A 13207-nucleotide genomic window follows, 5' to 3' on the forward strand; every position below is an offset into this window, starting at 1 on the left:
AATCGTCCAAATCAAAACGCGAGAATAATCTTGCGCGATGGCGCCAAATAATCAAGATGCAACTTGGTCATTCACAGCTTTGACGAGTGACCCCGTATTCGCCCGTGCTCTGCGGTCGGTCATGCCGCCCTGCGATTGAGCAGCCGGCCGAGTGGCGCATTGGGTTGGACGAGAGCAGCCCCGAGCAGCGCGACGAGATCCTCCATCCACTGGCCGACCGTAGCGCCGTCGAGCAGCTCGCTCTTGTAATTGCATGAACCGGTGATTCCCGTCGGCCGCTCCTTGAGCATTAGCGACAGCCAGGTCTGGTCGATCGGCAGCACCGGCTGGCCTTCGCGGGCGATGTTGCCGATCGATCCTGTCGTGAGATCAGGCAGATCGAGCGGTTGGCGCAGCGGATTTTGCAGGGTGAAATAGACCTGGAGCAGCGAGGCTGGATTGTCCCCCTCCTGCTCCAGATGGTCGGCCAGGATGTTGAACGGCAGCTCCTGGCGCGCATGCGCGTCAAGCACGCTCTGGCGGACCAGGGCCACGGCCTGCGCGAACGACAGCTCCGGCGTGATTTTGGTGCGAACGATCACTGTGTTCTCGAACGGGCCGACGATCCGGTCGGTGTCCGGCTGGGCGCGATTGGCCATGGCAGTGGCGATCGAGATGTCGTGGCGGCCGGTCCGCGCCAGCAGCAGGGCTTTCAAGCCGGTCAGCAGGCACATGAACAGCGTGCAATTGTGCTGGCCGGCGAAGGCCGCGAGCCGGCCGATCAGCTCACGCTCGAAACTGACCGGATGGTGCCCCCTGGACGGGCCCGGCCTTGATTCGCCCTCGAAGAGGGGAGCCGCCCCGCGCAAATTCTCCGTCCATTCAGCGGCCTGACGGCGGGCGGCATCGGTCCCGCACCACCAGCGCTGCCAGCGCGCCACGTCCGAAAAGGCCGGCGGCTGTTTCGGCAGCGGCACCGACGGATAGCCAGCCAGCGTGGCATAGCGGTTGGACAATTCCTCGAACAGCACGCCGATCGACCAGCCGTCGACGACGGCGTGGTGCAAAGTCAGCAGCAACACGTGATCGTCATCGTGGAGCCGCAACAGCCGGGCGCGCAGCAGCGGCGCGCGCGTGGTGTCGATCGGGGCATAGGTCTCCTGTTCGATCAGGAGATTGATCTTGCGGAGCTCCAGCGCCTTGCGCCGCTTGTTGTTGTGGGGCTGACCGTCGCCGATCGTCTCGATGGTCAGGACACGGCCGAGGGCGCCGGGCGCGGCGACGTGGCTGACGGGCTCCCCGCCGCTCCAGCCGAAATGGGTCCGCAGCGATTCGTGTCGACGCACGATGTCGTCGATCGCCTGCGCCAGAGCGACCAGATTCAGCGGCCCCTGAAGACGGAAGGCGAAAGGCAGGTTGAACAGCGGCAGTCTGGGAAGATTCTGCTCGATCCGCAGCATCTGGTCCTGCGCGATCGAGAGCGTGGGAGGGCTGCCTTCGGCTAGGCTCGCTCCAGCCAACCTAGCCAAACTTGCGGCCGGCTTGCGCGGCTTTGCCGCCACGGCCTCGTCGACCCGCCGGGCAAGCTCGTCGATCGTCGGTGCCTCGAAGATGGTCTTGATCGGCAGCGATACGCCAAGCGCCCGGGCGACGCGCGCCATCACCTGGCCCGCCAGCAGCGAGTGGCCGCCGAGGTCGAAGAAATTGTCGGTGACGCCGAGGCTCTCGACCTTCAGCAGGTCGATCCAGATGTCGGACAGCACCTTTTCGGTGAAGCGCCGCGCCGGCACAGTCGCATCCGGTCCGGAGGTTTCCTGCTGCGCCGGCGCCAGCAGCGCGCTCCGGTCGATTTTGCCATGGGCATTGAGCGGCACCTGATCCATGAACAGGAACGCGGACGGGATGGCATGGCCCGGCAGCCGGCTCTTCAGGAAGTCGCGCAGCTCGCTGGCGCTGCTCCGGCTGCCGGATCTCGCGACGATGTGGGCAATCAGCCTGACATCGCCGCTCGCTTCGCGGCGCGGTTCGACGATGCCGGCGTGCACATCCGGATGGTCGGCAAGCGCGTTCTCGATCTCCTTGAGCTCGATCCGGTAGCCGCGGACCTTGACCTGATGGTCGGCGCGACCGAGGCATTCGATCGTGCCGTCGGCACGGCGGCGGGCGAGGTCGCCGGTCCGGTACAGCCGGCTGCTTGCTTTGCGCGGGAACGGATGGGGCAGGAAGCGCTGCCGGTTCTGCGCGGGATCGTTGACATAGCCGCGGCCGACACCGGCGCCGCCGATGCAGAGCTCGCCGGTCACGCCGACCGGCTGCGGCTGCAGGCTTGCGTCGAGCACGTAGAGCTGCATGTTCGGCAGCGGCGCGCCGACCGGGACGTTGTTTGTCATGGTCGCCGGCGCCTTGGTCAGGCGATGCAGCGAGACGTCGTCGGAACATTCCGACGCACCATAGGCGTTGATCAGCGGCACTTTCGGGCAGCGCGCGAACCAGGCGTTGCAGAGATCGACCGGCAGTGGCTCGCCCGTCGAGATCAGAAGGCGCAGCCTCGCAAAGCCGCGTCGGACCTGTGCCTCGTCCATGCGATCGAGGATCACGCGCAGAAGCGACGGGACGATCTCAAGCACTGTGATGCCCTTGCGCTCGATCTCGCGCGCGAGCAAAATCGGGTCCTGCACGATCGCGGTACCGCAGACATGGACGCGCGCGCCGACCATGGGCCCTGCGAGGAACTGCCATACCGAGATGACAAAACTCTGCGGCGCGGTCTGCGCGATCACGTCCCGGCGCGAGAGGTTCAGCTCGGAGATGAGCGAGGCGAGATGGTTCGAAAGCCCGCGCTGCTCGATCATGACGCCCTTCGGCGCGCCGGAGGAGCCGGAGGTGTAGATGAGATAGGCAAGGCTCGAAGCCGCGCGCCGCGCCGCGCGGGCCGGCTTGGTCGACGCTGGCGCGATCGCATCCTCGAGCCCGGCCATTGGAATGCGCTCGACCAGCGGTTCGAGCAGCGCCTCCGCCATGGACGACTGCGCCCGTCCGGTCAGCAGCATGCGGGCGCCGCTCGATCCGACGATGGTTGCGAGCCGTGCCGGCGGCTGGTCGGGATCGAGATTGAGGAAGGCAGCGCCCACGCGTTGCACGGCGATCATCGCCGCGAGCAGGTCGGGCCCGCGCTCCGCAAGCAAGGCGACCACGGCCTCGGCGCCGACGCCTTCGCGGGCCAGCCAGCGCGCGGCCGCCTGGCTGCGGCGCGCCAGCTCGCGGTAGCTCACGGATGTGCGGCCGTCCGACACGGCGATCGCGTTCGGCGTCTTCTTGACCTGGCAGTCGAAACGTTCGCTCGGACTGCCGCGCGTGGCGAAATTGGCCGGCACGCCCCGGCCCTGCGCCACCAGCTGCCGGCGTTCGGTCTCGGTCAGGAGTGCCAAGTGAGAGATGCGCTGCTCGGGATCGGCGATGACGGATTTGAGCAGGGTTTTGAACTGAGCGGCCATGCCCTCGATCGTCGCTGCGTCGAACAGATCGGTGGCGTATTCGAAGAAGCCGGTGAAACGGCCGTCGGCCTCGACCAGTTCGAGCGTGATGTCGAATCGCGCCACTTTTGGATCGATCTCGATCCGCCGCGTCGACAGACCGGGGAAAGACGCCGCCTCGATCGAGGCGTTCTGGAGGATGAACATGATCCGGAACAGCGGATTGCCGTCGCTCCTTCGCGCGATCTGAAGCGCGCGAAGGACCTCTTCGATCGGGAGGTCCTGGTTGCGATAGGCATCGAGCGTGACCTGCCGGACCCGGCGCAACATGTCGCCGAAGCTCGGATCGCCGCCAAAATCATTGCGCAGGATCAGGGTGTTGGCGAACAATCCGATCAGGCGCTCGCTCTCGATCTGGTTGCGGTTGGCGATCAGCGATCCGGTCGCGACATCCTCGTGTCCGGTGTGGCGGAACAGCAGGCACTGGAACACTGCGAGCAAGGTCATGAACGGCGTGACGCCCTGGTTCTGGCTCAGCGCCCGCAGGTCGGCCGACAGAGTTTTGGAGAATTCGAGATAGTGACGGGCACCATGGCCGCTCCAGACCTCCGGCCTTGGTCGGTCGGTCCGCAGCGGCAGCGTGGTGACGCCGTCGAGCTGCGTCCGCCAGTAATCGAGCTGCTCCTTGGCCGCCGGCGTCTGCGCCCAGCTCTGCTGCCAGAGCGCAAAGTCGCGGTACTGGAAGGCTGGCGAAAGCAGTGCCGCCACGTCCTTCTTGCGCGCTGCCGAATAATGGGCGGCGAGTTCTTCCCAGAACAGCCGCTGCGACCAGCCGTCGGTGACGAGATGATGGACGTTGACCACGAGCGCGTGGCTGCTCTTGTCGAACGAGAGCAACGTGACCTTCAGCGGCGCCTCGTGCGCGAGGTCGAACGGATGTTGCGCGAGCCGGAGCGCTTCGCGCCTGACCACAGCGGCCCGCTTGTCCGCAGGGCAGGCCTTGAGCTTGATCCGCTCGAACTGCGGCGGCGATTGCAGCACAAGCTGCACCGGCTCGCCCTCACGTTCGACGATGACCGACCGCAACGCCTCATGGCGCGCCGACACCGCAGCGAGGCCAGTAGAAAGTGCGGCGACGTCGAGCCCACCCTTGAGGAGCGCGACTTCGACGACGTTATAATTGTAGCGCGTGGGGTCCAGTCGCGAGAGCACGTACATCCGCTGCTGCTGGAACGACAGCGGCGCGTCTGCTTTCATGGCCTGGCGCCAGGCCGGCAACATCGTTTCGCGATGAATTGCGGCGGTCTCGATCCGGGCCGCAAGCGCGGCGGCCGTGGCGCAATCAAAAACGTCCTCGAACGAGAAATCGACGTTGAAGCGTTCGCGCAGGCGCGAGCGCATCTGCGTCACCGCGAGCGAGTCGGCGCCGAGCGCGAAGACGTCCTGATCGCTCCCGACCTGCGGCAGCTCCAGCAAATCGGCCCAGATCCCGGCGAGCTCGGTCTCCAGTGCGTTGCGCGGCAGACGCGCCTCCTCCTCGCCACCGCCAATCGTTGCGATCAGCTCGGCCAGCGCATTGCGCTTGACCTTGCCGCTGGCGCCTTTCGGCAGCGTCGCCACGCTGCGGATCAGGCTCGGCACCTTGTAGGCCGCGAGCCGTTTCCGGGCGAACTGGCGCAACTGGTCCGAGGTCGCCTCGGAATTCGGCCGCAGCACCACGATTGCGGCGACGTTCTCGCCGAGCTTCGGGTGCGGGACGGCGAACACGCCGGCCTCCAGCACCGCCGGATGGCTGAGCAGGACATCTTCCACCTCCAGAGGCGAGATCTTCTGTCCGCCGCGGTTGATGCGGTCCTTGATACGGCCGACGATGAAGAGATAGCCGTCGGCGTCGAGATAGCCGAGATCGCCGGTCCGGAACCAGCCGTTGCGGAAGGCAGCCTGCGTCGCCGCCTCGTCATTGTAGTAGCCGCGGCTCATATTGGGTCCGCGCAGCATGATCTCGCCGTGCTCGCCGCTGGCGAGCGCGCGGCCCGTCTCGTCCATGATGGCGATCTCAGCGCCCGCGGCGCGGCCGACCGATCCGACCTTGCGCAGCTCGAACGGATTGGCCGCGATCTGCGAAGCCGCCTCCGTCATGCCGTAGGTTTCGAGCACGGGAACGCCGAACGTCGCCTCCAGGCCGTCGAGGATCGCAGGCGCAAGCGAGGCCGAGGCGGAGCGGATCACGCGCAGCGACGACGATCGGGCAAGATCCGGGTTCGCTTCCGCCGCCGTCAGCAGCGCGCGATGGATGGTCGGCACTGCCGTGTACCAGGTCGGTTGCAGCTGCCGCATCCAGCCGAAGAAGGAGGCTGCGTCGAAACTTTCCGTACAGATCACGCTGGAGCCTGCGGCCAGCGCCGTCAGCAGGCCGGAAATCAAACCATGAGCGTGAAACAGCGGCAGGACGTCAAGCAGACGATCGTGGGACGCGAGCGACAGCACGCGGCCAGCGTTGTAGGCGGAGAGGCACACATTGCGATGCGTCAGCGGCACCATCTTCGGTCGCGCCGCCGTGCCCGAGGTCAGCAGGATGAACGCGTCGTCGTCGCCGCGCGAGGCGCCGCTGCTGCTCGCCGGTCCAAGCGCCGGCCCGACGAACGTGCAGCCGCCGAGATCGTCTTGCGACCCCGGCACGAAATCGATCACGGCAATATTGAGCGCCTTGGCGACATCGCGGGCCGCCGAGTTCGTGTCGGCCCGGGTGACGAGCGCGCTCAGCTTCAATTCGCTGAAATAGCGTTGCAGCTCGTCCGCCGTCAGATCGGGATTGACGGGCACGCAAGCGCAGCTTGAGGCGACCGTGATCAACGCCAGTGCGCTGTCGGCACCGCGCGGCAGCGCAACCGCAATACGGTCGGCAGGGGTAATGCCAAGCCCGCGCAGCGTGCGGACGAGATCCTGCGTCCGCGCGCCAATCCCGCCGTAGTTGAGGACCGGCCGGCCGGGGGCGAGGAGGGCGGGGGCTGCCGGCCTCTTGCGGGCATGGAAATCAAGAAGGCCGCCGATATCCGCGAATATCTTCGTTTCGGCCGTCGCGCTGGCCAATTCCTGCGGCGTTGGGCGTGTGACGTCCGACAATTCCGTTCCCTTTTGATCCGATTGGGCTATTCTTCCAAGAAGTTAGGGAACGCGTCCAGTCTGAGGTGAAGTTTTGGCCCCAAAATCTGTGGTTGCGGGGCCCTGAGCCCTTCGACGGAGTGATTGGTCGGGCGGAATCACCATGCTGGAGAATGAGCCGGGCACGGGAACGGAAGGCGGGCTGAAGCGCTGGCTCGATGGTATCGGTCTTAGCCATTATACCGATCTCTTCGCGCAGCACCGTCTCGATCTCGATGTCATGGGAGACCTGACCGAATCCGATCTGGTCGAGCTCGGATTGCCACTCGGCGATCGGAAGCGGCTCCAGCGGGCCATGACCGCGTTGTTCCGGGCCGAAACCGCGGAGAAGCCCGACGGGACGGCGCGCCCGCAAATCCGGACGGAGGTCGGCGCCGAGCGGCGTCAGCTCACCACCATGTTCTGCGACATGGTGGATTCCACCTCGCTCTCGGTGCAGTTCGATCCGGAAGACGTGCGCGACATGATCGCGAGCTTCCGCGAAACCTGTGTCCGCGTGGTGAAGCATTACGAAGGTTTTGCCGCCCGCTTCGTCGGGGACGGCATTTTGGTCTATTTCGGCTATCCGACCGCGCATGAGGACGACGCCGAGCGCGCCGTGCGAGCGGGGCTGGAAATCGTCCGGGTGCTGTCGACCGCCCGCGCGATCGAGCCGCGTGGTGCGCTCAGCCACTCACCCGCCGTCCGCATCGGCATCGCGACCGGTCTCGTCGTGGTTGGCGACCTCGTCGGACAGGGCACCGAAGAGCGCGACTCCGCGGTCGGAGAAACCGTCAATCTCGCCGCGCGCCTGCAAGGCCTGGCGCCACCCAACGGTGTGGTGATTTCCACGTCGACCCAGTCGCTGCTGAAGGGGAAGTTCGACTACCGCGATCTCGGCGTCCACGCGCTCAAGGGCATCTCGGAGAAAGCCCAGGCCTGGCATGTGATGCGCGCCTCGCGGGTGGAGACCCGCTTCGCCGCCGCGATGGGCACGCGGCTAACCCCGCTCGTCAACCGCGAGGAGGAGATTGCGCTGCTGATGGGGCGCTGGCAGCAGGCCAAGGACGGCGAGGGCCAGGTCGTGGTCAAGTTCGGCGAGCCCGGCATCGGCAAGTCGCGCATCATCCAGGAAATCTTCGAGCGGATCGCGGGCGACCGCCACGGGCAGGTCTCGTTCCAGTGCTCGCCCTATTACACCTCCACGGCGTTCTATCCGTTCGCCGAGCAGCTCAAATTCTCTCTCGGTCTCGATCGCGAGGATGCGTCCGTGCAGTCGCTGGCGAGCCTGGAGACCGCGATCGCTGCCGCTCATGGCGACATCGAGCAGGTTGCTCCGCTGCTTGCCGCGCTGTTGTCCATTCCGACCGGTGACCACTATCCGCCGCTGGAGCTGTCGCCGCAGCAGCAAAAGGATGCGACCGTCGCGGCGCTGGTCAATCATTTCCTCGGCCTTGCGCGCGAGCAGCCGCTGGTGATCGCATTCGAGGATCTGCACTGGATCGACCCGACGTCCCGTGAGGTGATCGATCTCCTGGTCGACCGGGCACAGAACCGGGCGATCCTGGTCATCATCACCGCGCGGACCGAATTCCAGCCGAGCTGGAACGCCCATTCGCATATCACGACCCTGGTCCTGAGCCGGTTGAGCCGGCAGTTGCGCGCGACGCTGGTCGAGCGCGTGGCGGGACGCGAGCTTCCCAAGGAAGTCATCGAGGAAATCATCGTCAAGACCGACGGCGTGCCGCTGTTCCTGGAGGAGCTGACCAAGACGGTGCTCGAATCCAACCTCCTGACCGAACGGCACGGGCGCTACGTGCTGTCGGGCCCGTGGCGGCAGCTCGCGATCCCGGCGACGCTGACGGACTCGCTGATGGCGCGGCTGGACCGGATGGGGCCGTTCAAGCGGATCGCGCAGATCGGCGCCACCATCGGCCGCGAATTCTCCTACGAGACTCTGCACGCGGTCGCCAACACGCCCGCCGAACAGATCGAGGCCGCGCTCAATCACCTGGAGGAGGCCGGGCTGATCATGCGCCGCGGCCACCCGCCCGACGCGCTCTACTCCTTCAAGCACGTGATGATCCAGAACGCAGCGCATGCGAGCTTGCTGCACAGCGAGCGACGCAAGCTGCATTCCCGGATCGCCCAGGTGCTCGCCGAGATGTATCCCGAGAAGACCGAGCGCGAACCGGAGCTGCTTGCCCATCATTTGACCGAATCCGGCCAGAGCGAGGGCGCTGCCAGCTTCTGGCTCAAGGCCGGCAAGCAGGCGGCCAAGAGCGGCGCCAATCTGGAGGCGATTGGCCATCTGCGCCGCGGCCTCAGCGTCGTGCAGGCCAATGCGCGCATGCAGGGCGCCGACGAGATGGAGCTGGAGCTGCGCATCGCGCTCGGCAACGCGCTGATCGCCGCCAAGGGCTATGCCGTGCAGGAGGTCGAGGAGAACTACGTCCGCGCCCTCGAGCTCGGCCAGCAGCTCGACGACGACGAAAAGGCCTTCGCCGCCACGCGCGGGCTCTGGGTCTGTCATTTCATCCGCGCCGATCTGACCCGCGCGCACGATCTCAGCGTCGAGCTGTTGAAGTTCGCCAAGCGCGAGCGGCTGAACGAGGGAACGCTGCCGGCACAGCAGACCGGCTATCTGATCGAGGCGCATCGCTCGATCGCGATGACCATGCTCTATCGCGGGCGCTTTGCTGTGTCCCAGCACCATCTGCATCGCTGCATCAACCTCTACAGCCCCGATCTGCACTCCGATCTGATGGAGCGGCACGGCACCGATCCCGGCGTCGTCTCGCTGTCCTATCTCGGCTACCTCTTGTGGTTCCTCGGCCGGCCCGACGCGGCGCGGCAGCACAGCGAGCAGGCGATCGCGAACGCCGAGAAGATCCGCCACCCCTTCACGCTCGCCTTCGCGCTCGTGTTCGGCGCCTATCTCTGTCAGCATTTGCGCGATGTCGAGGGCACGCGCGACCACGCCAACCGCGCCATGATCATCGCCACCGAGCACAATTTCCTGCACTGGAAGCAGCAGGCCGCGATCCTGCGCGGCTGGGCGCTGGCGCAGCTCGGCGAGGCCGACGAAGGCCTCAGTCAGATGCGGTTCGGTCTCGACGAATACGAAGCGATGGATTCCTGGCTCGCCGGCTGCTGGTTCCGCTGCCTGCTCGCGGAGGCCTACGCCAAGGTCGGGATGCGCGATGCCGCCTTGCGCGCGCTGGACGGTGCGCTCGCGACCGCAAGACGGACCGGCGATCACTCCTACCTCGCCGAAGTCTACCGCCTGCAAGGCGAGATCACGCTCTTGGACGGGGATCCGGCCTCGGTGCAGGAGGCCGAGGACCTGTTCCACCTGTCGCTGGAGATCGCGCGCAAGCAGGGCGCGCTGTCGTGGGAGCTTCGCACCGCCGTCAGCCTCGCGCGCCTGTCGCACCAAGCCGGCAAGCGCGAGCACGCTCGTCTCCTGCTCGTACCGATCGTCGGCAGGTTCAGCGAGGGCTTTTCCACGCCGGACCTGAAACAGGCGATGCAACTGATCGACGAGCTCGGCGCGGACGCGCCTGTTCGTGCAGTCGATCCCGTGAAATGAGTGATCTTGCTGCCGCGCGTGCGCGTTACGTGGAGCTGATCGCAAAGCGCGAGCAGATCTCCTCAATGCGCCTGCTAGAAGCCCTCGCCACCGTTCCGCGCGAAAAGTTTCTGGCGAAGGGACCCTGGCGCATCAAGAGCGAGGCGGCGCGCTTCTATCGGCTGACGCCGGATGCCGATCCCGTTCATCTCCAGGACAATGTGCTGGTCGCGATCGATGCGCGCCGCAAGCTCGACACCGGACTGCCGAGCCTGTGGGCGCACTTCATCGATTTGCTCGACGTCGGGGAAAAAGACCGTGTGGTCCAGATCGGCTGCGGGCTCGGCTATTTCTCGGCCGTGCTGTCGAAGATCGTGGGCCCCAAGGGCAGGGTGCAGGCAATCGAATGCGACGAGCGGCTTGCGGCGCGCGCCGCGACCTATCTTGGCGCCTATAGCAACGTCGCGGTCGTCCATGGCGACGGATGCGAGGACATCGGCGGACCCGCCGACGTGATCATCGTTCATGCCGGCTTCTCGCAGCCACATCCGCTCTGGCTTCGGTCGCTTCGTCCGCGCGGCCGGCTTCTGGTGCCGCTGACCCAACGGGACCGCGAAGGGGCCGCGCTCAAGATCACCCGCAAGGGCAAGGGGTTCGAAGCCGAGGCGGTGCAGCAGATCCGGATATTCCCCGGTCAGGGTCGAGGCGTGACCGCGCTCGACGACCGCGTCGCCGACTGGTGGCAGCGCGCCTCCGCGCTGGCGCCGCTGCGCTTTCGCGGCATCGAGCAGGGGCTGCCGTCGGATGGCTAATGCTTCGTTTCATTTTACCTTGATTGCGAATGTAAGTATTCAACGCGCCTCGGCGCCGCTATGAGTACGGCCTGATCGCCATACGAGCGCGCGCCATGCATTCCGTTGCCCTGCTGACCGCCAGCTACGCCAAGGATATCGAGCGTTTTTCGCTGCTCAGCGAGAGCATCGACACCTGGTTGACGGGCTACACGCGGCATTATGTTCTCGTTAACGATGAGGATCTGCCGCTGTTCGCGCGGTTCGCTTCCGACAAGCGTGTCATCGTTCCGGCCTCGCGCTACTTGCCGAAATGGCTGTGGGCGCTGCCGCCGGCTCTGCAGTTCATCAGCAAACGGCGCGTCTGGCTGTCGCTGCTGTCGTCACCCGTTCATGGCTGGCACATCCAGCAGATCCTCAAGATCGCCGGCGTCCTCAACGCGCCCGAGCAGCGCGTCTGCATCCTGGATTCGGACAATCTGTTCTTCCGCGAATTCGACGTCGGCCAGTATGCCGGCGGCGAGAAGACGCCGCTGTTCGTCACGCGCAACGGGATCGACGCCGCCCACCCCTTGCATGTCCTGTGGCTCCGCACCGTCGATCAGCTCCTTGGCATCAAGGAAAGGTCCTTCCCCGCGGACGACTATGTCGGCAACGCACTGGTGTGGGACAAGGACACCGCGCGCGCGATGACCGACGCGATCAAGTCGGCGACGGGGTTGAACTGGGTTCTGGCGCTGTGCCGGAAAAAGAAGTTCTCGGAATATCTCATGTACGGCCATTTCGTCGCGAACGCGCCCGCGCATCTGGCCACTCATCGGGTCACCGAGGATAGCATCGCGGTCTCGCATTGGGATGACACGCGCCTCGACCGCCCGGCCATCGAAGCGATGATGCGCGCCGCTTCGCCCGACCAGGTTGCGCTCTGCATCCAGTCCTATTCGTCGACCTCGATCGACGACATCCGCGACGTGTTCCGCCTCAGCTCGCGCGACCGTCGTAGTCCGAGCCTTTCGCCCGATCACATGGGCGATGCGGTTGAGTTCGAAGCACCGACGAAGACGCGCTAGGGCATGATCCGGAAAAGTGTGCAGCGGTTTTCCGAAAAGATCATGCTCAAAATAAAGCCGCTTAAGCGTCTCTCGTGAACTTGCCGATCACGTTCATGAACGGCTTCGGCTTGAACTCGCCGTCGAGCGGCAGAGGACGGTTCGGCTGCTTGTCGGCGCGGGCAAAGGTGCCGTTGATCCAGCTGTAGCGGTCCGAGAGGCCCCAGGTCAGGATCGAGCGCACCGGTCCGCTGGTCGAGATCGCGGTCAAGAGATCATCGACGCGCTTGGCGACGATGGCATCGCGTTCTGCCGGCGTCCCCGTCAGCTTCTGGTCGTCGACATCGAGCTCGGTGACATACACCTCGAGGCCCCAGGCGCGCAGCTCGGTGACGAATTCGGCGAGCCCATGGGTGTCGATCTCGAGCTCGGCATGCAGATGCGATTGCAGTCCCACGGCGTGCAGCGGCACGCCCTGGTCGAGCAGCTCCATGATGAGTTGGCGGTAGGCCGCGCGCTTCGCAATGAACGTGTCCTTGGCCGACTCGATGTCATATTCGTTGATCGCGAGCTTGACGAAGGGGTCGGCCGCGGCCGCCGTGCGAAACGCCAGCGGAATCCAGCGATTGCCCAGATGCTGCGTCCAGAACGAGTCGCGCCGGTCTTTTGGACTGCGCGGATTGTCGGGGATCGGCTCGTTGACGACGTCCCACGACGTCAGCTTGTCCCTGTAATAGGAGACGACCGTGCCGATGTGGTCGACATAGGCGCGCTCGACGCCCTTGGCATCCTTGATCTGCTTGGTCCAGTCCGGAATATCGTGATACCAGGCGAGCGCGTGCCCGCGCATCGTCAGGTCGTTCTGCCGGGCGAAATCCAGTATCGCGTCGGCGCGTTCAAAGGCAAAGGTGTGCGCGTCCGGACGCAGCATCGGCCATTTCAGCTCGAGCACCGGAACCACCTGCGTGCAATACGTGCTGATGGCTTCGCCGAGCCTGGGATCGGCTTGCAGATCCCAGAGCGTGGCCGCGGCACCAAATCCCTGATGGCGCTGGGCGAGTTTCGATGCCGGCGCTGCGGACGCCGATGCGCCCGCCGCAAGTGCGGCGGCGCTGCCGAGGAGAAATTCGCGTCTGTGGAGCCTGGTCACGGCATTCCTTAATCGGAGCCAACGCGCCATCGTACCAAGCGACGCCTTGCAAC

At 65.7% G+C, this 13207-nt stretch carries 5 protein-coding genes; 3 read left to right on the forward strand and 2 right to left on the reverse strand.

The genetic code is table 11. The features are described 5' to 3' along the window. Window positions 1–119: 119 nt before the first annotated feature. Complete coding sequence (locus tag IVB47_RS34865; RefSeq protein WP_247468453.1) at window positions 120–6575, reverse strand: non-ribosomal peptide synthetase; 6456 nt, start codon at window positions 6573–6575, stop codon at window positions 120–122. Between the two features lie 142 nt (window positions 6576–6717). Between IVB47_RS34865 and IVB47_RS34870 the strand changes: the two genes are divergently transcribed. The 3 genes from IVB47_RS34870 (at window position 6718) to IVB47_RS34880 (ending at window position 12025) form a co-directional block, all read left to right on the forward strand. Beyond that, complete coding sequence (locus tag IVB47_RS34870; RefSeq protein ID WP_247468456.1) at window positions 6718–10185, forward strand: AAA family ATPase; 3468 nt, start codon at window positions 6718–6720, stop codon at window positions 10183–10185. Then, complete coding sequence (locus tag IVB47_RS34875; protein WP_247468459.1) at window positions 10182–10976, forward strand: rRNA adenine N-6-methyltransferase family protein; 795 nt, start codon at window positions 10182–10184, stop codon at window positions 10974–10976. The genes IVB47_RS34870 and IVB47_RS34875 overlap by 4 nt, the downstream gene beginning before the upstream one ends. A gap of 95 nt (window positions 10977–11071) precedes the next feature. Next, window positions 11072–12025 carry a DUF6492 family protein gene (locus tag IVB47_RS34880; RefSeq protein WP_027568169.1) on the forward strand — a complete coding sequence of 318 codons (954 nt, stop codon included), beginning with the start codon at window positions 11072–11074 and terminating at the stop codon, window positions 12023–12025. A 61-nt stretch (window positions 12026–12086) separates the two neighbouring features. Here the strand turns inward: IVB47_RS34880 and IVB47_RS34885 are convergent, their stop codons facing one another. Further along, window positions 12087–13154 (reverse strand): endo-1,4-beta-xylanase, encoded by a 1068-nt coding sequence (locus tag IVB47_RS34885; RefSeq protein ID WP_247468462.1) that lies wholly within the window; start codon window positions 13152–13154, stop codon window positions 12087–12089. Window positions 13155–13207: the final 53 nt, after the last annotated feature.

This window comes from Bradyrhizobium sp. 62 (assembly GCF_023073035.1).
Lineage (GTDB): Bacteria > Pseudomonadota > Alphaproteobacteria > Rhizobiales > Xanthobacteraceae > Bradyrhizobium.

Bases quoted from the DNA above. Each gene is read 5' to 3' on its own strand.
- IVB47_RS34880 (WP_027568169.1), top strand. From the start codon at position 11,072: ATGCATTCCGTTGCCCTGCTGACCGCCAGCTACGCCAAGGATATCGAG.
- IVB47_RS34870 (WP_247468456.1), top strand. From the start codon at position 6,718: ATGCTGGAGAATGAGCCGGGCACGGGAACGGAAGGCGGGCTGAAGCGC.
- IVB47_RS34875 (WP_247468459.1), top strand. From the start codon at position 10,182: ATGAGTGATCTTGCTGCCGCGCGTGCGCGTTACGTGGAGCTGATCGCA.